20 protein-coding genes, 1 pseudogene and 1 riboswitch are annotated in these 19,839 nt (G+C 63.7%); of the genes and pseudogenes, 11 read left to right on the plus strand and 10 right to left on the minus strand.

Annotated elements, in window-relative coordinates; genetic code table 11:
* The first annotated feature begins 3 nt into the window (after positions 1-3).
* Positions 4-741, plus strand: coding sequence for a class I SAM-dependent methyltransferase (locus tag RHIZ70P_RS01860; RefSeq protein WP_115668670.1), 738 nt, complete (start codon positions 4-6; stop codon positions 739-741).
* Between the two features lie 26 nt (positions 742-767).
* Here the strand turns inward: RHIZ70P_RS01860 and RHIZ70P_RS01865 are convergent, their stop codons facing one another.
* The 5 genes from RHIZ70P_RS01865 to mutM all read right to left on the minus strand — a co-directional run bounded on the left by RHIZ70P_RS01865 (position 768) and on the right by mutM (position 5,979).
* Positions 768-1,361 carry a class I SAM-dependent methyltransferase gene (locus RHIZ70P_RS01865; protein WP_115668671.1) on the minus strand — a complete coding sequence of 198 codons (594 nt, stop codon included), beginning with the start codon at positions 1,359-1,361 and terminating at the stop codon, positions 768-770.
* A gap of 60 nt (positions 1,362-1,421) precedes the next feature.
* Complete coding sequence (gene dnaA / locus RHIZ70P_RS01870; protein WP_115668672.1) at positions 1,422-2,975, minus strand: chromosomal replication initiator protein DnaA; 1,554 nt, start codon at positions 2,973-2,975, stop codon at positions 1,422-1,424.
* Between the two features lie 850 nt (positions 2,976-3,825).
* Positions 3,826-4,092 carry a 30S ribosomal protein S20 gene (gene rpsT / locus RHIZ70P_RS01875; protein ID WP_115668673.1) on the minus strand — a complete coding sequence of 89 codons (267 nt, stop codon included), beginning with the start codon at positions 4,090-4,092 and terminating at the stop codon, positions 3,826-3,828.
* A gap of 190 nt (positions 4,093-4,282) precedes the next feature.
* The gene (locus RHIZ70P_RS01880; protein WP_115668674.1) at positions 4,283-5,056 is read right to left on the minus strand and encodes an enoyl-CoA hydratase; all 774 of its coding nucleotides are present in this window, start codon (positions 5,054-5,056) and stop codon (positions 4,283-4,285) included.
* A 26-nt stretch (positions 5,057-5,082) separates the two neighbouring features.
* On the minus strand, positions 5,083-5,979 hold the full coding sequence (mutM, locus tag RHIZ70P_RS01885; RefSeq protein ID WP_115668675.1) for a bifunctional DNA-formamidopyrimidine glycosylase/DNA-(apurinic or apyrimidinic site) lyase: 897 nt from the start codon (positions 5,977-5,979) through the stop codon (positions 5,083-5,085).
* 144 nt (positions 5,980-6,123) lie between these two features.
* On the opposite strand from mutM, the gene ubiE reads away from it, so the two are divergent.
* The 7 genes and pseudogenes from ubiE to RHIZ70P_RS23200 all read left to right on the plus strand — a co-directional run bounded on the left by ubiE (position 6,124) and on the right by RHIZ70P_RS23200 (position 13,291).
* Positions 6,124-6,900, plus strand: a complete 777-nt coding sequence (ubiE, locus tag RHIZ70P_RS01890) for a bifunctional demethylmenaquinone methyltransferase/2-methoxy-6-polyprenyl-1,4-benzoquinol methylase UbiE (RefSeq protein ID WP_115668676.1) — start codon at positions 6,124-6,126, stop codon at positions 6,898-6,900.
* Positions 6,901-6,905: 5 nt separating this feature from the next.
* Positions 6,906-8,480: a 2-polyprenylphenol 6-hydroxylase gene (gene ubiB / locus RHIZ70P_RS01895; protein ID WP_115668677.1), complete on the plus strand. Its 1,575-nt coding sequence runs from the start codon at positions 6,906-6,908 to the stop codon at positions 8,478-8,480.
* 134 nt (positions 8,481-8,614) lie between these two features.
* Positions 8,615-10,102, plus strand: coding sequence for a sensor histidine kinase (locus RHIZ70P_RS01900; RefSeq protein ID WP_115668678.1), 1,488 nt, complete (start codon positions 8,615-8,617; stop codon positions 10,100-10,102).
* Between the two features lie 3 nt (positions 10,103-10,105).
* Positions 10,106-10,543, plus strand: a complete 438-nt coding sequence (locus RHIZ70P_RS01905) for a response regulator (RefSeq protein ID WP_115668679.1) — start codon at positions 10,106-10,108, stop codon at positions 10,541-10,543.
* Positions 10,544-10,558: 15 nt separating this feature from the next.
* A complete protein-coding gene (locus RHIZ70P_RS01910; protein WP_115668680.1) occupies positions 10,559-11,611 on the plus strand; it encodes a sensor histidine kinase in 1,053 nt (350 codons plus the stop codon).
* Between the two features lie 96 nt (positions 11,612-11,707).
* The gene (gene coaBC, locus RHIZ70P_RS01915; protein ID WP_115668681.1) at positions 11,708-12,919 is read left to right on the plus strand and encodes a bifunctional phosphopantothenoylcysteine decarboxylase/phosphopantothenate--cysteine ligase CoaBC; all 1,212 of its coding nucleotides are present in this window, start codon (positions 11,708-11,710) and stop codon (positions 12,917-12,919) included.
* Positions 12,920-12,924: 5 nt separating this feature from the next.
* Positions 12,925-13,291, plus strand: a pseudogene (locus RHIZ70P_RS23200) (MmcQ/YjbR family DNA-binding protein).
* A 13-nt stretch (positions 13,292-13,304) separates the two neighbouring features.
* On the opposite strand, the gene RHIZ70P_RS01925 reads toward RHIZ70P_RS23200, so the two are convergent.
* Entirely contained in the window at positions 13,305-14,132 is an 828-nt protein-coding gene (locus RHIZ70P_RS01925; RefSeq protein WP_115668682.1) for a class II glutamine amidotransferase, read from the minus strand.
* Between the two features lie 275 nt (positions 14,133-14,407).
* Here RHIZ70P_RS01925 and RHIZ70P_RS01930 point away from each other — a divergent pair, with 275 nt between their 5' ends.
* The 3 genes from RHIZ70P_RS01930 (at position 14,408) to RHIZ70P_RS01940 (ending at position 16,596) form a co-directional block, all read left to right on the plus strand.
* A complete protein-coding gene (locus RHIZ70P_RS01930; RefSeq protein WP_115668683.1) occupies positions 14,408-15,319 on the plus strand; it encodes a pirin family protein in 912 nt (303 codons plus the stop codon).
* Between the two features lie 138 nt (positions 15,320-15,457).
* Positions 15,458-16,069, plus strand: a complete 612-nt coding sequence (locus tag RHIZ70P_RS01935) for a hypothetical protein (RefSeq protein ID WP_115668684.1) — start codon at positions 15,458-15,460, stop codon at positions 16,067-16,069.
* Positions 16,066-16,596 (plus strand): flavin reductase family protein, encoded by a 531-nt coding sequence (locus tag RHIZ70P_RS01940; RefSeq protein ID WP_115668685.1) that lies wholly within the window; start codon positions 16,066-16,068, stop codon positions 16,594-16,596. Before RHIZ70P_RS01935 ends, RHIZ70P_RS01940 begins: the two co-directional genes overlap by 4 nt.
* 9 nt (positions 16,597-16,605) lie before the next feature.
* Here RHIZ70P_RS01940 and RHIZ70P_RS01945 read toward each other — a convergent pair whose 3' ends face one another.
* From RHIZ70P_RS01945 to thiM, 4 genes are read right to left on the minus strand one after another with little or no spacing between them, the layout of a single operon-like run.
* Positions 16,606-17,370: a 3-oxoacyl-ACP reductase gene (locus RHIZ70P_RS01945; protein WP_115668686.1), complete on the minus strand. Its 765-nt coding sequence runs from the start codon at positions 17,368-17,370 to the stop codon at positions 16,606-16,608.
* Positions 17,367-18,185, minus strand: coding sequence for a bifunctional hydroxymethylpyrimidine kinase/phosphomethylpyrimidine kinase (gene thiD, locus RHIZ70P_RS01950; protein ID WP_115668687.1), 819 nt, complete (start codon positions 18,183-18,185; stop codon positions 17,367-17,369). Before thiD ends, RHIZ70P_RS01945 begins: the two co-directional genes overlap by 4 nt.
* The gene (thiE, locus tag RHIZ70P_RS01955; RefSeq protein ID WP_115668688.1) at positions 18,182-18,817 is read right to left on the minus strand and encodes a thiamine phosphate synthase; all 636 of its coding nucleotides are present in this window, start codon (positions 18,815-18,817) and stop codon (positions 18,182-18,184) included. The genes thiD and thiE overlap by 4 nt, the downstream gene beginning before the upstream one ends.
* Positions 18,814-19,617 carry a hydroxyethylthiazole kinase gene (thiM, locus tag RHIZ70P_RS01960; RefSeq protein ID WP_115669037.1) on the minus strand — a complete coding sequence of 268 codons (804 nt, stop codon included), beginning with the start codon at positions 19,615-19,617 and terminating at the stop codon, positions 18,814-18,816. Before thiM ends, thiE begins: the two co-directional genes overlap by 4 nt.
* Positions 19,618-19,671: 54 nt before the next feature.
* Positions 19,672-19,768, minus strand: a riboswitch (TPP riboswitch).
* Positions 19,769-19,839: the final 71 nt, after the last annotated feature.

The raw sequence follows: 19,839 nt of genomic DNA on the forward strand, positions 1-19,839 counted from the left end.
GCCATGCCGGTCGATGCCGCCTTTGCCCGCCACGACATGGCGATCCTCTATGACAGCTTCAATGTTCACGGCGCCGATGGCGACTTTTATCTGAGCTTGCCTCGCGACCCTTGCCGCATTCTCGACCTTGGTTGCGGCACCGGGTCCGTCGCGCTGCGGCTCGCCGATCTCGGTCACGCCGTCACCGGCCTCGATCCCGCGCCCGGCATGCTCGACGTCGCCCGCCAGAAGGACAAGGCCGGCACGGTCCGCCGGATTGCCGCGGACGCCCGCGACTTTGCCCTTGGCGAGACCTTCGACCTGATCATTATGACCGGCCATGTCTTCCAAGTCTTCCTCGACGATGCCGAAACGCTTGCCGTCCTGTCCAGCGCGCGCAGGCACCTTGCGGAGGGCGGCCGACTCGTCTTCGAGAGCCGTAATCCGCCGGCGCGGGCGTGGGAAGGCTGGACCGAGGAGCGAACGCGCGAACGGACCGATGTGCCGGGCATCGGGCAAGTCGAGGTCTACTATCAGGTGCGGGACGCATGGGGAGATTTCGTCCGCTTCGACGCCGTCTTCACCCTGCTGGAGAGCGGCGAGCGCCGGATCAGCGAGAGCACGCTGCGGTTTCCGGGCCGGAATACCATCGCCCAGCTGCTCAAGGCTGCCAGCTTCTCCTCGGTCCAATGGCTCGGAGACTGGGACGGAACGCCGCTTGCCGCGCACAGCCCCGAAATCATCGTGATTGCCGAAGCCTGAGACGGCCGTCGGAGACGACCCCTCGGTCAGCCTTGCGCCCAGACATGCAGCCACTCGGTCGGCTCCCCGTCATAGCCGCCGCCGGAGGCCGTCTCTATCCGGGGCGTGGCAAAGCCGGCCAGGCGATAGCTCTCGGTCAGCCATTCCTCGGAGGGCCGATTGTAGTAGCGACCGAAGCGGTCCATCCCTTCCTCCACACCGGCCTTGAAACTTGCATGGAAGTGTCCGCCGTCCCTCAGCGCGCGGCGGATGCGGCGAAGGACATCGGGAAGTTCGGCGCGGGGCACGTGCAACAGGCACGCATTGGCCCAGACGCCATCATAGGCCGCCACCTCGTCCAGATCGGAGAAACGCATAACCCGCACCGGGCGGCCGAGCCTTGCCTCGGCCTCGCGCGCCATGGCCGCCGATCCGTCCGTCGGCGTGACGGCAAAGCCGCGTTCGATCAGCCATGCGCTGTCCGCGCCCGCGCCACAGCCGAGCTCCAGGATCGTGCCGCCCGTCGGCAAGAGCTCGGCGAAAGCCGTCAGCCGGGCGACCGGTGGCAGCCGCTGCCGGGCCGCATAGGTCTCAGCATTCTCGTCATAAAAGGCGATCGGCTCTTTCGATGAATTCTCCAAGGCATGGCTCCGCGATTGGCCGCAACGAAGAAGGCCGGCGTTTCCGCCGGCCCCCGTTCCTCATGCATTATTCTCGTTGATCAGCCGCTTGAGCAGTTCGATCTCGTGGCTGAGCTTGGTGTCCTCGCCGACCAGTTCTTCGATCTTGCGCACCGCATGCAGCACGGTCGTGTGATCGCGCCCGCCGAAACGGCGGCCGATTTCCGGGAAGGAGCGCGGCGTGAGCGTCTTGGCGAGATACATGGCGATCTGGCGCGGCTTGACGATGACGCGGGTGCGGCGGTTCGACACCAGTTCCTGGCGCGAGACATTATAGTGGCGCGCGACGATGCGCTGAATGTCCTCGATGCGGACGCGCTTCTGCTCGGACGCGCCGACCAGGTGGGCCAGCAGTTCGTCGACCCGCTCGACCGACAGGTTCGGCTCGAAGGAACGGCGGAAGATCAGCTGGTTGAAGGCGCCTTCCAGGTCCCGGCCGCTGCTCACCACGCTGCGAGCGACATGCGAGAGGATTTCCAGCGGAATGTCGAGCGAAGCATCGTCCTTCTTGGCGGCATCCAGCCGGCTCTTCAGCATTTCGAGACGCATCTCGTAATCCGGCGCTTCCATTTCGATGGCAACACCGCCCTGCAGGCGCGAGCGCACCCGTGGGTCGAGCGATTCCAGCTCCCAAGGGGCGCGGTCGGCGGCAACGACGACCTGCTTGGCGCTGTCGAGCAGCATGTTGAGAAGGTGGCAGAATTCGTGCTGGATCATCTTGCCCTGCAGGAACTGCATGTCGTCGATGATCAGCAGGTCGATGTGGCGCAGCGAGTCCTTGAGCGTCAGGGCATCGTTGTCGCGGATGGCGGTGGCAAAGCGCCACATGAAATATTCGGCCGTCAGATAGACGACGCGCGGGGCGCGCGGGCTGTGGACGGCGGCATTGGCGATCGCCTGCAGCAGATGGGTCTTGCCCAGGCCGACGGAGGAATGGATGAACAGCGGATTGAAGCGAACGGCGCCGGCGCCGGCTTCGGCAATCGTCTTGGCTGCGGCCAGCGCCACCCGGTTGGAGGCGCCTTCGACATAGCCTTCAAAGGTATAACGGCTGTCGAGCGGCGAACCGAAGAGCGGGCCGTTGGGCGTGCTGCGGGTCGTCGCCGCATGGCCGGCGGATGCGGCGAACTGACCGATCGGCTGGGCCGAGGGCTTGCGGGCCGGTGCGGCGGGTGCCGCATCCGCGGCCGGGCGCTCTTCGGCCGCCGGGGCCTTCTGGTTGCGGCTCGCGCTGCGCACCAGGATCTCGACCTTCAGAATGGCCGGATCTTCCTGCTGGAAAATGCTGGTGATCAGGTCGAGGTACCGGTTGTTGATCCACGACTTCAGAAAGGTCGTCGGCACCGTGAGGCGCACCAGGCTCTTGGAGGCGGAATGCAGCTTCAGACGGCCGAACCAGCTGGCATAGACATCCGCACCAACCTGTGCCTTCAGCCGCTGGCTGAAGCGCTCGAACATCACATCATGCTTCATCTCGGAACCGTCCCCTGCCGTGTCGGAGCATGCGACGCCAAGCGCCGCTTGTGCTTGGTCCCCGTTAACCAGCGCACCGGCCGTCACTGTATTCATCTGCATTTTGCCGCCTTTTTCACTTCTCTGTCGCACCGGGCGCCAAGCGTCCGATGTTCAATCTGGTCCCCGTGCGGTGTGACAGCCCGCGCCCTTGACAGGACGTCGATGCACACCTTGCTCGCCTGGCGACCCCGAAAAGGGATCCCCATGCGAAATGGATGCAGCTACCTTGCGGTGGCGCGCATCCCGCGCAGATACCGGCTGATCCTTCATCCTCGACATGAACGATCGCGGCCGGGAGCTGCGCTCCTCTTCCGTTTCCTTGCGTCGACTGATCACCGACGTTTTCGACAAAATCCGCCATTGCGGAAATCGTGAGATTCCCGGCGCACGGCCAACAGTGTCTGAAGAAACGGAATAGGAAAATCCCGCCCCAAGTGACGATAGGGTGACCCTGACACGCAATTTGCCAGTTCAGAACACCCCCGGAGGTCAACTCCGCGCCCCTTGTTGGAAGGCATTAAGGCAGGATCAAAAGTGAAGATCAACTGTGATTTTTACGCAAAATTAAGCCGCGGCCATTGACTCGCCCGCCCTCTTCAGACTGTCACAATTGCCGTCTGGAGAATCGCTTTTGAATCAAGGAGATTCAAAAAAGGGCGGGGATGGGACGCGGAAAATCGCACGAAAATAAAAATTCGCTTGACTCGAAACCGCAGCCACCTGCCGTTAAGTGATGCTGGAGGCAGACGGCATTCCTCCAGCAACTAATTGATTTATTTGTATTTTTTCTGTCACCCAGATGACACTCAATTGTCAAACTGGCTGACACCCGGGTCCGGATTTCAAGAACGCAGAAAAAGCCCGGCTTCTCAGCCAGGCTCTTTCAAATGCGACAAAAATGGGGCGGAAATTAGACCGCCAGCGCCTTTACGCGGCTCGCGAGACGCGAGATCTTGCGCGAAGCGGTGTTGGCGTGAACCACACCCTTGCTGGCTGCACGCTGCAGTTCCGGCTGTGCGGCCTGCAGGGCGTCCTTGGCGAGAGCGGCATCACCCGAGGCGATGGCTTCCTCGACCTTGCGGATGAAACCGCGAACGCGGGAACGGCGAGCCTTGTTGACTGCAGTACGGCGAGCGATCTTGCGGGTCGCCTTCTTCGCCGAAGTTGTATTGGCCATGGATGCCTCTCTTCGAATTCAAACCAAAACCCGCCACCGCCGCGTCGGGTCGTTGCGACCTGCCATATCAGCAATTCGGGAGCTATTCTCGGAAGAGCCATTGGCTCTCCCAACCGTGGGCGGGCATATAGCCCGAAAGCGCAGGGTCGTCAACGCGCAATTTGCAGGAAATCGCGCGTTACTGTCCCCTTTAGCGGTTCTTGAACACCGGCTTGCGCTTCTCGGTGAAGGCCGCCATGCCTTCCTTCTGGTCTTGCGTGGCAAAGAGCGAATGGAAAAGACGGCGCTCGAAGCGCAGCCCCTCGCTCAGCGTCTGCTCAAAAGCCCGGCTGACCGTCTCCTTGACCATGCCGACGGCGGTCTGCGAGAAGCTGGCGATCTTCTCGGCGGCTGCGACCGCCTCGTCCAGCAGGCGCTCCTGGTCCACCACCCGCGCGACCAGCCCGGCGCTCTCGGCCTCGTGGGCGTCCATCAGCCGGCCTGTGAGGCAGAGATCCATCGCCTTCGCCTTGCCGACCGCCCGGGTCAGGCGCTGCGTGCCGCCCATGCCGGGAATGACGCCGAGCGTGATCTCCGGCTGGCCGAACTTCGCCGTCTTGGCGGCAATGATGAAGTCGCACATCATGGCGAGCTCACAGCCGCCGCCGAGCGCAAAGCCGGATACGGCGGCGATCATCGGCTTGCGGAAACCCGCGACATCGTCCCAGCCGCTGAACAGGTCGGCCCGATAGGCATCGACGAATTCGAGCGACTGCATCTCCTTGATATCGGCGCCGGCGGCAAAGGCCTTTTCCGAGCCGGTCAGCACGACGGCGCCGATTCCGTCATCCGCCTGCAGTTCGCCGAGCAGCTGGCGCATTTCGGCCAGTACGGTCGAATTGAGCGCATTCAGCGCCTGCGGCCGGTTGAGCGTGATGATCGCCACGCGGCCGCGGGTCTCCAGCAGGAGGGTTTCATAGGTCATCGGTATCTCCCGTTCCTTCTCAAAGTCTATTTCTGGCAGTGGTGACAATAGAATGACGAACGTCCACCCTGCACGATCCGCTCGACCCTACCGCCGCAGCCGGGCGTCCGGCAAGCTTCACCCTCGCGGTCGTAGACGCAGAAGCTGTGCTGGAAGTAGCCGAGCGTCCCGTCGGTCTGGATATGGTCGCGCAGCGACGAGCCGCCCGCTTCGATCGCGTCGGCGATCACCGCACGGATCGCTTCGGTCAGCGACTGCAGCTCCTTCTTCGGCCGGCCGGTTGCCGTCACCAGGGTCGCGGCGGCGCGCTTCGGCGACAGATGCGACCGCCAGAGCGCTTCACACACATAGATATTGCCGAGCCCGGCGATGACCTTCTGGTCGAGGAGGGCCGTCTTCAGCGGCTGCTGCTTGCCGGAAAAGCGGCCGGCGAGATAGGCGGCGTGAAGCGCATTGCCGAGAGGCTCGGGTCCAAGCTCGCGAAAGGCGGGATAGGCATCGAGATCGTTACGCAGCGCCAGATCCATGAAGCCGAAGCGGCGCGGGTCATTATAGATGACGCGCGCGACGCCCCTGCCCTGCGCCTGCTCCAGATGAAAGATGACGTGATCGTGCTTTTCGTCCTTCGACCGGGCATGGTGGAAGTCGCCCGGCCGGTCGGACCTTTCCCCTTCCTCGATGCGGAACGATCCGGACATGCCGAGATGGGCGACCACCGTCGTTCCATCGTCGAGATCAATCAGCAGGTACTTGGCGCGCCGCGCGAGACCGATGATCTGCCGGCCGGTCAGCCGTGCGACGAAATCGCGCGGCAGGGGAAAGCGCAGGTCGGGACGACGCAGCTCGACCCGCTGCATCACCGCCCCTTCCATGGTCGGCGAAAGCCCTCTTTTGACCGTCTCGACCTCTGGCAATTCCGGCATGGCATCCCATCTTTCCGTTTGAACGGCGCCTGAAACGTCTGTAGACCAGCGCGACAGCGCGTTTGCCGGCACAGGCCCGAGATAGCGCGCCCGAGGCGATTTCGCTATGGTCTTTAAGGCCGCATGAGATAATGGAGTGATCAGATGGCCGAGAGCCGCACTTCCGCCGATGGCGGCATGGAAACCTCCTACGGCTTCCGCGAGGTCGCCGAAGGCGAAAAGCAGGTTCTGGTCAACGAGGTCTTCCACAAGGTCGCCAAGCGCTACGACATCATGAACGACGTCATGTCGGCGGGCCTGCATCGCATATGGAAGGATGCTATGATTGCCGCGCTCAACCCGCGCAAGGATCCCGCCTACAAGGTGCTCGACGTGGCCGGCGGCACCGGCGACATCGCCTTTCGCATCGTCGAGGCTTCCGGCCGGCTTGCCCACGCCACCGTGCTAGATATCAACGGCTCGATGCTCGGCGTCGGCGCCGAACGCGCCGAGAAGAAGGGCCTTTCGAACAACCTTACCTTCGTCGAGGCGAATGCCGAGGAACTGCCCTTCGAGGACAACAGCTTCGACGCCTATACCATCGCCTTCGGCATCCGCAACGTGCCGCGCATCGACGTTGCCTTGAGCGAGGCCTATCGCGTGCTGAAGCGCGGCGGGCGCCTGCTGGTGCTGGAATTCTCCGAGGTCGAGATGCCGCTGCTCGATCGCTTTTACGATCAGTGGTCGTTCAAGGCCATTCCGCGGTTCGGCAAGATGATCACCGGCGATGCCGAGCCCTACCAGTATCTGGTGGAATCGATCCGCAAGTTTCCCAATCAGCGCGACTTCGCCGCGATGATCTCCAAGGCCGGCTTCTCGCGCGTCACCTTCACCAATTATTCCGGCGGCATCGCAGCGCTGCATTCCGGCTGGAAACTCTGATCTTCATGAGCACTGTCGGGGCATATTTCCGCCTGGCGCGGGTCGGCTGGGTGCTGGTCAGGGAAGGCGTGATCGCCGCCCTGCCCTCCGAAGGCCTTCCGCCGCTCATCGCCTTCGCCAAGGGTGCGGCCGGGCTTCTGGCGCGCAAGCGCGCCAGGCGTGAACAGCGCTCCGACCGGCTGGCCCGCGCCGTCGAGCGGCTCGGGCCCTCCTATGTCAAGATCGGCCAGTTCCTGGCGACCCGGCCGGACGTGGTCGGTGCCGATTTCGCCGACGACCTAGCAGGCCTGCAGGACCGCATGGCCTTCTTCCCGACGGAGGCCGCCAAGGCGACCGTGACGGGATCGCTCGGCCGCTCGATCGACGATCTCTATGTCTCGTTCGGCGAACCGATCGCGGCCGCCTCGATCGCCCAGGTCCACCCGGCGGAGGTCGACACTCCGGAAGGACGCAAGAAAGTGGCCGTCAAGGTCATCCGGCCCGGCGTGCGCAAGCGCTTCGCCGACGATCTCGAGGCCATGTATCTCGTCTCCCATCTGCAGGAGCGTTTCCTGCCGCATACCCGGCGCCTGCGCCCGGTCGAAGTGACGCGCACGCTCGAGCAAACCACCAAGGTCGAGATGGACCTTCGGCTGGAGGCGGCGGCGCTTTCGGAAATCACCGAGAATACGAAGGACGATCCCGGCTTCCGCGTGCCGATCGTCGATTGGGAGCGCACCGGCCGCGATGTCGTCACCATGGAATGGATCGACGGCATCAAGATGTCGGATGTCGAGGCGCTGAAGGCGGCCGGCCACGATCTCGACCATCTGGCCGACACGCTGATCCAGTCCTTCCTGCGCCACACCCTGCGCGACGGCTTCTTCCATGCCGACATGCATCCGGGCAACCTGTTCGTCGCACCCGACGGCATGATCGTCGCGGTCGACATGGGCATTGCCGGGCGCCTTGGAAAGAAGGAACGCCGCTTCCTCGCCGAGATCCTCTACGGTTTCATCACCCGCGACTATCTGCGCGTCGCCGAGGTCCATTTCGAGGCCGGTTACGTTCCCTCGCACCACAATGTCGCAAGCTTTGCCCAGGCGATCCGGGCGATCGGCGAGCCGATCCACGGCCAGCCGGCCGAGACCATTTCCATGGGCAAGCTGCTGACCCTTTTGTTCGAGGTTACCGAGCTGTTCGACATGGAAACGCGGCCCGAGCTCGTCATGCTGCAGAAGACGATGGTGGTGGTCGAGGGCGTGGCGCGCATGCTCAATCCGCGTTTCAACATGTGGAAGGCGTCCGATCCGGTGGTCTCCCAGTGGATCCGCGACAACCTCGGCCCCAAACGCATTGCCGGCGACCTCAAGGATGGTCTGCGTGCGGCGTTCCGACTGGCCGAGGCGCTGCCCGAGATCGCCGCCAAGACGGAAAAGCTGCACGGCGAGATCGTCCACATGAGTGAGAACGGCCTGCGGTTCGATCCCGAAACGGCCGAGGCGATCGGACGCTCGGAAGCCCATTATGGCCGGTTCGGCCGGTTGGCATTGTGGGTGATCGCGGCGCTCCTTCTCTGGATCGCCATCAAAATCGGTTGATTTGGCCTAAAAACCTTTCTACGCCTAGACGCGCCCTCGTGCTCCATTCACCTCGCAATGGGCGGCTCTCGCCGCTTCCGTTTCCATTCGTTGCTTTTTGCGCGCTCTTTTTGCGCCATAATCCGGGAAATGCCATGTCGGCCACCAATGCCAATTTTGTCCGCACGACTTTCCTGATGCTGATCGTCGGGACCATCGTCCTGATCGGCATCATCCTGTCCTCGTTGTGGCTCGTTGACCGAAGCCAGGCCACCTTCGCCTATATCATTCACGAACGCGATATCCGCCGCGCTTCCGCCGACCTCCTGCAGACGATCGTTGATGCGGAGACCGGCCAGCGTGGCTTCATGCTGACTCAGGATGAGAGCTTTCTCGATGTCTATGAGAAGGCCATGACGCATGTTCGCGAGAATCTGTCGAGGGTTGCCGACCTCGTTCGCGGCAAGCCCATCAAGGAAGAGAAAATGCCGACCCTGCGTCGGTTGATCGAAAGCAAGCTGGAGGAACTGACGCACACCGTCGCGCTGACACGACAGGGAAGGGAAGAGGAAGCAATCGAGCTCACCCGCTCGGAACTCGGCCGGGAATTGATGGACCAGATCCGCGAGATCCTCGATTTCTTCCGGGCCCAATCGGATATCAACGTCGACAACGGCATCGCCGAACAGCTCGAAGCGAATTCCCGACTGCAATGGTTCATGATCGGCGGCGGCATCGCCATCCTCGCGGTCATGGGGGGCGCGATCGCCATCATTACCCAGCATGTGCAAGCCCTTTCAACCGCCCGCCGCGAGGTGGAGGCCCTCAATGCCGGGCTGGAAGACCGGGTCAACGAGCGCACCGAGGACCTGATGCGCGCCAACCAGGAAATCCAGCGCTTCGCCTATATCGTCACGCACGATCTTCGCGCGCCGCTGGTGAATGTCATGGGCTTCACCGCCGAACTCGACACGTCTCTGAAGGCGCTGCAGGCCTATGTGCTGGCGGATGGAGAAAAGCTCAGCGAGGACCAGATCAAGGAAGCCCGGCTGGCCGCATCGGAAGACCTGCCGGAGGCGATCGGCTTCATCCGTTCCTCGACGAAGAAGATGGACGGCCTGATCAACGCCATCCTGAAGATTTCGCGCGATGGCCGGCGGCCGCTCAAGCCCGAGAGGGTCGAACTCAAGGGCATGCTGGAAGCGACCAGCGCCAGCGTTCACCATCAGATCAGCCAAAGCGAAGGCAGCGTCGAGCTCGACGTTCGCGTCCCGATGATCAATACGGACCGTTTTTCTCTCGAACAGATCCTTGGTAACCTTTTCGATAATGCCGTAAAGTATAAACAAGCGGAGAGGCCGCTGAATCTGACGGTGCGCGTGTTGCCCGAAGGGCGAAACATGGTGCGCATCGAAGTCGAGGATAACGGCCGCGGCATTGCAGACGAAGACCACGAACGCATTTTCGAGCTTTTCCGCCGGTCAGGACAACAGGACAAGTCGGGAGAAGGCATCGGCCTTGCGCATGTGCGGTCACTGGCCAGGAACCTCGGCGGCGAGATAACCGTTAGTTCCAAACTTGGCTCGGGATCGACCTTCGTATTGCGCCTGCCATCGGATTTGTCGCGTATTGTACGGAGTTGAGAGATGAAAGCCGTGGGAAAAGAAGTCACCATCGTCATGGTCGAGGACGATGAGGGTCACGCCCGTCTGATCGAGAAGAACGTGCGGCGCGCCGGCGTCAACAATGAGATCATCCCGTTCACCAACGGGACCGAGGCACTTGACTTCATCCTCGGCAAGGATAGAAGCGGCACGGTTTCCATGGATCGCTATCTGCTAATCCTGCTCGATCTCAACTTGCCGGATATGTCCGGCACGGATATTCTCGAAAAAGTCAAATCCAATCCGCATACGCGTCGCCTTCCGGTCGTCATTCTGACCACGACCGACGACGAACGCGAAATCCAGCGATGCTACGATCTCGGGGCGAATGTCTACATCACCAAACCTGTCGACTATGACAATTTCGCCAATGCCATCCGGCAGCTTGGACTGTTCTTTTCGGTCATGCAGATTCCCTGATACGGGGCTTCCGCGATGAGCATCCGCATCCTCTATCTGGATGATGATGCGGCCATTGTACGTCTGGTGGGCAAGGCCGTGGAACGGCTCGGCTACAGCCTTTCCCATGCGGAAACGCCGGAGGACGCGCTGAGCCTGCTCGAAGCGGAAAGCTTCGACGTCATGGTGCTCGATCACTATTTGCATAACACCACCGGCCACGAGGTGCTGAAACGCCTGCGCGCCCGTGACATCACCATACCGGTCGTCTATGTGACCGGCTCGAACGAGGCGCAGATCGCCATCGAGGCAATCAAGGCCGGTGCGTCTGACTATGTCATCAAGACGGTCAGCGACGACTTCATGCCGCTGCTCATCAGCGCCATCGAGCATTCGGTGGCCAATGCGCAGTTGCGCATCGCCAAGGAGCGGGCCGACGAGGAAATCAGACTTGGCAAGGAGCGAGCCGAAGCCCTTCTGGCCGAGGTTAACCATCGCGTCGCCAATTCGCTGGCGCTGGTGGCCAGCCTCTTGCGCCTCCAGATTTCCAACTCCAAGAGCGAGGAGGTTCGAAACGAACTCGCCGAGACCCAGGCGCGCATCACCGCGATCGCCGGCATGCATCGCAGCCTCTATACGTCCGACGACGTGAGCCGGGTCGAACTCGACCGCTACCTCTCGACGCTGACCAGTGAACTGTCGGGCTCCTTGCAGAACCCGGACAAGCCGCTGCACCTTATCCTCGACGCCGATCCGATCAGCATCACGGCGGACCGCGCCGTCTCCGTCGGAATGATCGTCACCGAACTCGTCACCAATGCCTTCAAGTACGCCTATCCCGAGCGGAGTGGCGGCGAGGTCCGCGTCCGGCTGAAGCGCACCGGCGAGAACGAGGCCCTGCTCAGGGTCGAGGACGATGGCGTCGGCATCCAGCCGGGAAGCGCGCCGACCGGCACCGGGCTCGGAAGCCGGATCGTCAAGTCCATGGCCGCGACGCTTGGGCCGGGCCTGTCGCATCTCGAGACTCCGAACGGGACGATCGTCGAGGTGCCGCTTCAGATCCTCATTACTCCCGCCGCGCGCAACTGACCCATGATCACCGCGTCATCACCGCTTGTTGGCGGCGATTTCCCCGATCGATAAATTCGGATAGTGTCGCCGCGATTTCAGGAGGGTTCCACAGCCATGACCTTGGCGGGCAAGCGCATCGTTCTCATCATCTCGGGTGGAATAGCCGCCTATAAGAGCCTGGATCTCGTCCGCCGGCTACGCGAGCGGGGCGCTTCTGTCCGGCCGATCATGACGCGCGGGGCACAGGAATTCGTCACCCCGCTCGCGGTCGGCGCCCTGTCGGCGAGCCATGTCTATACCGAGCTCTTTTCCCGCGAGGACGAGCAGGACGTCGGCCATATCCGCCTTGCGCGCGACTGCGACCTGATCGTGATTGCGCCGGCGACCGCCGACCTGATGGCGAAGATGGCGAACGGCCTCGCCGACGAGCTCGCCTCGACCGTGCTGCTCGCCACCGACCGGCCCGTGCTGGTCGCGCCGGCGATGAACCCGAAGATGTGGGCGCATCCGGCGACAAAGCGCAACGTCGCGACGCTCGCCGCCGACGGCCTTTCCTTCGTCGGGCCGATGGCCGGGGAAATGGCCGAGGGCGGCGAGAGAGGTGTTGGCCGCATGGCCGAGCCTCTCGACATCGTCGCTGCCGCCGAGCGCCTGCTCGACGACGCTCCGAAGCCGCTTGCCGGCCGAACCGCCATCGTCACATCCGGTCCGACCCATGAGCCGATCGACCCGGTCCGCTATATCGCCAACCGCTCCTCGGGCCGCCAGGGCCATGCGATTGCCGCCGCGCTGGCGAGGCTCGGTGCGGACGTGACCCTCGTTTCCGGACCTGTCACGATTGCCGATCCGCAAGGTGTCGTCACCGTGCATGTGGAACGCGCCGAAGAGATGCGCGATGCGGTGATCTCGCGGCTGCCGGCCGACATCGCCGTCATGGTCGCGGCCGTTGCCGACTGGCGCGTCGCCGCATCGGCGGAGCAGAAGATCAAGAAGAAGCCCGGCGAGGCCCCCGCCCCGCTGCAACTGACCGAAAACCCGGACATCCTGAAGACCGTCGGGCATCATGAACATCGTCCGAAGATCGTCGTCGGCTTTGCCGCCGAGACCGAGAACCTCGAGGACAATGGCCGCGCCAAGCTGGAACGCAAGGGCGCCGACCTGATCGTCGCCAATGACGTATCGCCGGAAACCGGGATCATGGGCGGCACGCGCAACAGCGTGAAGCTGATCACCAAGGTCGGCGTCGAGCAATGGCCCGACCTTTCCAAGGACGAGGTCGCCGACCGGCTGGCGCAACTGATCGCCGACCGGCTGGCGGGAGCATGACGGCCGTGAACCTTTTCGACCGGGCGGATTTCGATGCCTTCGTCACCGGGCTTGCCGGCGTCACGCTGGTCGACCAGTGGGAATCGCATGTCGCCAAGGTGGGCGACAAGGTTTTCGCCCTGCTGCATCGCGACGACGAGGGTGCAAACATCTGCGTCAAGGTCACGGAGGAAACCTTCGAGATCCTGACGTCGCTCGAAGGTATCGGCCAGGCGCCCGATTTTTGCCAAGCGCAAATGGGTCTCGATCACCGACAAGGCATCGCTCCCGGCCGAGGAACTCGTCCACTATGTGAAGCGATCCTACGATCTCGTGGCCGAGGGTCTGACCCGAAAACTGAAGAACGAGCTCGGGATCGTGCCGCTCGCCTGAGACGTCCTGGATGTCAGAGCGCCATGGCCGGTTCTGCCATGCGCTCCACCTTGGTCTCCGGCTCCGAGGCCGGCTCGAACTTGGTCGCATCGAGGCCCTTGGCGTCGAGGATCACCGCACTGCCGGCCGGGATCTCGACCCAGGTGTCGGTCTCGTCGTTGAGCGGCTCGGAGACGAGGCAATATCCGCCCTTTCCGCCCATGGGTGCGGCAAACAGCGTCGGCGCATGGGCGTCGGTGGCATAGCGCACGGCATAGAGCGTCCGGCCGTCGGAAAAGGCGGCCGTGAAGCGGACGCGGGCCGTGCCCGTCAGGTGACGGCTGATCTGCTCGACGAAGCCGACGGCCTCGGCCATCGCGGCGATCGGCCGGTCGCGCAGGCCGAACTGCAGGGCGAGCAGGAAAAGAAGCTCGGAATCGGTCGAGCCGGCGCGGGCGTTGAAATGCTCGTCGTCCAACATCGATTCCATCGGCCGGCGCAGACGGTCGAAATGATCGATCTGGCCATTGTGCATGAACGACCATGAACCGTTGACGAAGGGGTGACAGTTGTCGCGCCGGGTCGAACCGTGGGTCGCGGCACGGACATGGGCGAGAAACAGCGGCGAGCGGATCTGCCGGGCAAGGCTCTTCAGGTTGCAGTCGGACCAGGCAGGCAGAACGTCGCGAAAGCGGCCCGGCTCCGGCCGGTCGCCATACCAGGCGATGCCGAAGCCATCTGCATTGGTGGCGGTCTTGGCCTTGGTGGCGCAGTGCGACTGTTCGATCAGGGAATGGGCGGGCGAGGTGACGAGTTCCTCGAGATAGATCGGTTCACCGCGATAAGCTGCCCAGCGACACATGCTTTCCAAAATCTCCGATGGTCCGTCCGCATGCGCCCGGCCCGCAATATAACCGATCCGGCGGTTCGTCCCTGCGGACAGTCTTTGCTCGAATGGCTAACGAAATCTTAACAATCGCTCTATTGATGACAGAATTTTGACGAACGCCGCAATCACTTTTTGCAGTGCGACATCGCCTTTTGTGAACACTGCGTTCCCGCCCGGCCTCCTGCGGGCGCGGCTGCGATCGATTATATTGGCGTCAAGTTGAAACTCGCTCGAAAGGAGCACGACAAATGTCCATACGCCCCGTCAAGCATGAGAGCCGCGCCACGCCCGCCATGGAAGGCGCCGGCGTCAAGCTGCACCGCGTCTTCGGCTTCGGCGATCCGTCGATGACTGACCCCTTCCTGATGATGGACGATTTCCGCAACGACAATCCGTCCGACTATATTCGCGGCTTCCCCTGGCATCCGCATCGCGGCATCGAGACCATCACCTATGTGCTGGCCGGCACAGTCGAGCACGGTGACAGCCTCGGCAATCGCGGCCTGCTGGGCGCCGGCGACGTTCAGTGGATGACGGCCGGCAGCGGCATCATGCACCAGGAAATGCCGAAGGGTGACTTCTCCGGCAAGATGCACGGCTTCCAGCTGTGGGCCAACCTGCCCTCGTCGCTAAAGATGACCGCACCGCGCTACCAGGACATCAAGGGCGCGGACATCCCCGTGATCGTCGATGACGACGGTACTGTCGTGCGCGTGATCACCGGCGAGTTCTGGGGCAAGACAGGGCCCGTCGACGGCATCGCCGCCGAGCCGGTCTATCTCGACATCTCGGTTCCGCCGGGCAAGCGCAAGAGCTTTCCGGTCGATACCTACCGCTCGGCCTTTGCCTATATCTTCGCCGGTTCCGGCTCCTTCCGCGACGCCTCCAAGCCGTTTGGCGTGAAGGTGGAGAAGGAGTACATGGGCGAGGAGCTAAACATCCGCGACCTCTCGGGCAACCGGACGCTCGTCGTGTTCGACACCGGCGACGAGGTGACGGTGCACGCCGGCGAGGAGGGTATCCGCTTCCTGCTGGTGACCGGAAAGCCGATCAAGGAACCGGTCGCCTGGCACGGGCCGATCGTCATGAACACCCGGGAGGAGCTGATGCAGGCGATGCGCGAACTGCAGAACGGCACCTTCATCAAGGCCGATCACTGAAGGCCGAGAGACGACAGCAACACAAGACGCCGGGCCCTTCGCCCGGCGTTTTCGTCTCCCCGCCTGTCGACACACCCTTTGCCAAGGCCTAGGCTCGCAAAGCATGGCAAGGCATTTTGCGGCCGCAACGGGGTACAGATGGCAAATACCGCATTGGACGAGTTGAGAGAACGCCTGCGCGCCGCGCAGCAGGAGTTCGAAGCCGAACTCGACCGCCGCATCGAGATCCAGCGCGAACGCTTCCGCTATGAACTGGAGCGGGGCAAGGTCCGTTTCGAGAAGGACATGCGCGATTGGCAGGCGAAATATCGCACAGGCCTGTGGCGCTACCTCACGCGGGGACACTTCGCCTATCTGCTGACCGCGCCGCTGATCTACGGCCTGATCGTTCCGCTGGTCCTGCTCGACCTTTCGGTGGCGATCTACCAGCAGATCTGTTTCCGGGTCTACGGCATCGACCGGGTGAAACGGGGCGACTACGTCGTCATCGATCGCCACCACCTCGCTTATCTCAACGGGCTGGAGAAACTCAACTGCGTCTATTGCGGCTATGCCAATGGCGTGATCGCCTATGCGCGCGAGATCGCCGGGCGGACGGAGCGATTCTGGTGCCCCATCAAGCACGCGACGCGCGCCGCCGACCCGCACCCCCATTTCGAGAAATTCCTCGAATATGGCGATGCGGAGGCCTATCGCGCCTGGCTGGAAAGCTATCGCCGCGGCAAGGTACCGAAGGAGGATAACGCGTGAAACCCCTCTCCCTCGACAAGGTCTACCAATTGATCGAGCCCGGTCCCGTGGTGCTGCTGACGACGGCCTTCGGCGGAAAGCCGAACGTCATGACCATGTCCTGGCACATGATGATGGAATTCACGCCACCGCGCATCGGCTGCATCGTCAGTTCCGCCGATCACAGCTTTACCGCGCTTTCCAAAACCGGCGAATGCGTGATCGCCATTCCCTCGGCAGACCTGGCCGAAAAGGTCGTGGCGATCGGCAACTGTTCCGGCCGCGACACCGACAAGTTCGCCGAGATCGGCCTGACCGCGCTGCCGGCCGAAGAGGTTTCGGCCCCGCTGATCGGCGAATGCTTCGCCAATCTCGAATGCAGGGTCGTGGACCGGGACTTCGTCGAGCGCCACAACCTGTTCGTACTCGATGTGGTGAGGGCCTGGCACGACCCGAAACAGGTTGCGCCGAAGACCCTGCATCACAAGGGCTACGGCACATTTTCCGTCGATGGCGAAGAGATCACCCTCGCATCCAAGATGCCGTAAGCCGTCCGTTCAATTGAACACCAGCCCACCGTCGACGATGAGGTTTTGGCCGGTCACCGCGCGTGACCAAGGGCTGGCGAAGAACAGCACTGCATCGGCCATCTCCTCCGGCGTCGTCACCCGGCGCAGCGGCGTCGAGCCGGCGATCAGGTCGAACACTGCCTCCGGCGTCGCGCTGCTGGCATCGGTCGTGCGCAGTAGCCCGCCCGACACCATGTTGACCGTGATCCCGAAAGGCCCGAGTTCAGCGGCGGCCGTCCGCGTCAAGGACAGCAGGGCAGCTTTCGCGGCCGTGTAGTCATGGTAAGGCACGACCGGGTTCTGGAAGAGGTTGGTGCCGATCAGCACGATCCGACCAAAGCCGCGCTCGCGCATGGAAGGTGCCGCCGCCTGTATCAGGTTCAAGGCCCCCTTCACGCCGGTCTCCATATGGGCGGCGATCTCGTCCCAGGTCAGCGCATCGAGCTTCGAGCGCGCATCGCCGTTGAAGGAGAAGTCGGCGAGCGCGTTGTGGACGATGGTGGTCGGGGCGCCGAGACGCACTTTTACATTAGCCACCATCTGCGCCACTGCTTCGCCGTCGCGGACATCGGCGCCGAAGGCCGACGCCTTGCCACCGAGACACGAGGCCAGATTCTCGGCCGCCTTGCCGCTGTTGCGGTAATTGACCGCGACGCTTGCCCCTTCGCGGGCAAAGGCGGCGGCAATCGCGGCCCCAAGGCCGCGGCCGGCACCAGTGACGAGGACCGTCTGTTCGTTCAGTGGCAGGCTCAAAGGGTGTTTCCTTCCGTGTTCCAGAGCGCGTGAAAATGATGAATGGGGCCGTGGCCGGTGCCGACGGAGAGATCTCCGGCTGCGACAACCGCACCGGCGAGCCAGGCCTTGGCCACGGCGACCGCCTCGGCCGGTGCGGAACCCTTGGCGAGCTCGGCGGCAATGGCGCTCGACAGTGAGCAGCCCGTGCCATGGGTATTCTTCGTCTGGATGCGCGGCGCCTCGAACCAGCACGTGCCGGCTTTGGAAACCAGCACGTCGGGGCTCTCCGTCCCGCCGAGATGGCCGCCCTTGACCAGCACCGCGGCCGGCCCGAGCGCGCGAAGCCTGAGCGCCTGCGCCTCCATGGTCTCCCGGTCCATCGCTTCCGGCTCGCCCAGGAGGGCGGCCGCTTCCGGCAGGTTGGGCGTGATCAGGGTGGCGAGCGGCAGAAGGCGAGTCGTCAGCGCTTCGACCGCGCGCGGATCGAGCAGCGAAGCGCCGCCCTTGGCGACCATGACCGGATCGAGCACGATCGGCATGACGCGATGCGGCTCGAGTGCGGCGGTGACCGCCTCGGCGATCCCGGCATTGGCGATCATGCCGATCTTCACCGCATCGACCCGCACATCGGCCAAGACCATGCGGATCTGCTCGGCGACGAAATCGGGGGGCACGGCATGGACGGCGGAAACCCCTTGCGTGTTCTGGGCCGTCAGCGCGGTGAGCGCCGCCATACCGTAAACGCCGCGGGCGGAGAACGCCTTGAGGTCGGCCTGGATGCCGGCGCCACCCGAGGGGTCTGAGCCGGCGATGGACAAGACGTTGCGGATCATGATCGTGCCTTTCGGATGGCTTCGGAGAGTTGGTGGGCTGCCACCTGCGGGTCCGGCTGTCCGCAGATCGCGGAGACGACGGCGAGACCCCGAGCGCCTGCCCCGAGGACTGCCTCGACATGGCCGGTCTTCAGGCCGCCGATGGCGACGGCCGGCAGCGAGGTCGCGGCGACCAGCCGGGCAAGCCCCTCCAGGCCGACCGGCGGCTTGTGGCCGGGCTTGGTCTGGGTGGCAAAGACGGGTCCGGCCCCGATATAGTCGACGACAGTCGGGTCGACGGCCGCCGCCAGTGCCTCGGTTTCGACCGAGAGCCCGAGGATCATGTCCGGCCCGATCAGGCCGCGCGCCGTCTGCGCGTCCCTGTCGTCCTGGCCGACATGCAGGCCGTCGGCTCCGATGGCGATCGCAGCCTCGACATCGTCGTTGACGATCAGCGGCACACCGGTGCCGGAAAGTGCGGTCTTCAGCGCCCGGCCGGTTTCGATCATCTGACCCGATGAGGCATTCTTGTCGCGCAGCTGCACCATGGTCACGCCGCCGGCGACGGCCAGCCGGGCGGTCTCGACCATGCCGAGCGGCCGGCAAAGATCCGGATCGAGGACCAGATAGAGGGAGAGGTCGAAGCGCTTCACAGCCGCACCACCCGGGCGCGGTTGTCGAGCACGGCGCCGCCGACCTCGGCCAGGAGGTCGAGGAAGCGTACGGAAAAACTGCCTGACCCTTGCGCCTCCTTGCCCGCCTGCTCGCCGGCCACGGCGAAATGGGCAAGGGCGGCCACCGTCGCGTCGAAGGGATCGTCCGGGCGGATCGCGGCATAGGCGCCGACGAGGCAGGTGAGCGAGCAACCCAGCGCCGTCACCTTCGGCATCAGCGGCGATCCGCCTTCGATCCTGGCCGCCCGCCGGCCATCGGTGACGAAGTCGGTGACGCCGGTGACGGCGACGATGCAGCGCTGCGTTCCCGCCAGACGCCGCGCCGCTTCCTCCGCCTCTTCGACCGGATCGCGGCTGTCGACGCCCTTCGCGCTGCTCACCCCACCGGCAAGGGCGATGATCTCCGAGGCGTTGCCGCGCACGATGGTCGGCCCAAGCGCGAGCAGATCGGCGGTCGCCTTGCGGCGAAAGGCGGTAGCGAAATGGGCGACGGGATCGAGCACCCAGGGACGACGGGCCGCCACGGCGCCACCGATCGCCGCCTTCATGCCGGCCACCCAGGCCGGCGACAAGGTGCCGATATTGACGGTGAGCGCACCGGCAAAGCCGGCAAATTCGCCGGCCTCTTCCTCCGCATGCACCATGGCGGGCGAGGCGCCAGTTGCGAGAAGCACATTGGCGGCGACGTTCATCGCCACATAGTTGGTGATGCACTGGACGAGCGGTGCCGCGTTCCGCATTTCGGCCAGCAGGGTTCCGGGTGTTTCGGTCTTGGTCATCTTGCCCCTTTCGAGCGGGGCAAGTGCAAGGGGACAGATGGCGCGCGAACGGCGAAAAGGCCCCGAGCGACTCCCTCCGCCAGCATTATCTGGTTCAGGTTCAAAGGGTACTTCTCAGCCCGCCTTGCGACGAACGCCCCTGTCTCTCAATGGGACCTGTTTTAGACGCCGCCGAAGCGGTTGTCACCTCCCTGGTCGGTTCATAATGGCGCTACATGGGAC

It is taken from the genome of Paenirhizobium selenitireducens ATCC BAA-1503 (assembly GCF_900492185.1).
In the GTDB taxonomy this organism is placed as follows: Bacteria; Pseudomonadota; Alphaproteobacteria; order Rhizobiales; family Rhizobiaceae; genus Allorhizobium; species Allorhizobium selenitireducens_A.

Excerpts from the sequence above, each read along its gene's own strand:
- RHIZ70P_RS01860 (WP_115668670.1), top strand. The coding sequence starts at position 4 with ATGCCGGTCGATGCCGCCTTTGCCCGCCACGACATGGCGATCCTCTAT.
- dnaA (WP_115668672.1), bottom strand. The coding sequence starts at position 2,975 with ATGCAGATGAATACAGTGACGGCCGGTGCGCTGGTTAACGGGGACCAA.
- rpsT (WP_115668673.1), bottom strand. The coding sequence starts at position 4,092 with ATGGCCAATACAACTTCGGCGAAGAAGGCGACCCGCAAGATCGCTCGC.
- RHIZ70P_RS01880 (WP_115668674.1), bottom strand. The coding sequence starts at position 5,056 with ATGACCTATGAAACCCTCCTGCTGGAGACCCGCGGCCGCGTGGCGATC.
- mutM (WP_115668675.1), bottom strand. The coding sequence starts at position 5,979 with ATGCCGGAATTGCCAGAGGTCGAGACGGTCAAAAGAGGGCTTTCGCCG.
- ubiE (WP_115668676.1), top strand. The coding sequence starts at position 6,124 with ATGGCCGAGAGCCGCACTTCCGCCGATGGCGGCATGGAAACCTCCTAC.
- ubiB (WP_115668677.1), top strand. The coding sequence starts at position 6,906 with ATGAGCACTGTCGGGGCATATTTCCGCCTGGCGCGGGTCGGCTGGGTG.
- RHIZ70P_RS01900 (WP_115668678.1), top strand. The coding sequence starts at position 8,615 with ATGTCGGCCACCAATGCCAATTTTGTCCGCACGACTTTCCTGATGCTG.
- RHIZ70P_RS01905 (WP_115668679.1), top strand. The coding sequence starts at position 10,106 with ATGAAAGCCGTGGGAAAAGAAGTCACCATCGTCATGGTCGAGGACGAT.
- RHIZ70P_RS01910 (WP_115668680.1), top strand. The coding sequence starts at position 10,559 with ATGAGCATCCGCATCCTCTATCTGGATGATGATGCGGCCATTGTACGT.
- coaBC (WP_115668681.1), top strand. The coding sequence starts at position 11,708 with ATGACCTTGGCGGGCAAGCGCATCGTTCTCATCATCTCGGGTGGAATA.
- RHIZ70P_RS01925 (WP_115668682.1), bottom strand. The coding sequence starts at position 14,132 with ATGTGTCGCTGGGCAGCTTATCGCGGTGAACCGATCTATCTCGAGGAA.
- RHIZ70P_RS01930 (WP_115668683.1), top strand. The coding sequence starts at position 14,408 with ATGTCCATACGCCCCGTCAAGCATGAGAGCCGCGCCACGCCCGCCATG.
- RHIZ70P_RS01935 (WP_115668684.1), top strand. The coding sequence starts at position 15,458 with ATGGCAAATACCGCATTGGACGAGTTGAGAGAACGCCTGCGCGCCGCG.
- thiD (WP_115668687.1), bottom strand. The coding sequence starts at position 18,185 with ATGATCCGCAACGTCTTGTCCATCGCCGGCTCAGACCCCTCGGGTGGC.
- thiM (WP_115669037.1), bottom strand. The coding sequence starts at position 19,617 with ATGACCAAGACCGAAACACCCGGAACCCTGCTGGCCGAAATGCGGAAC.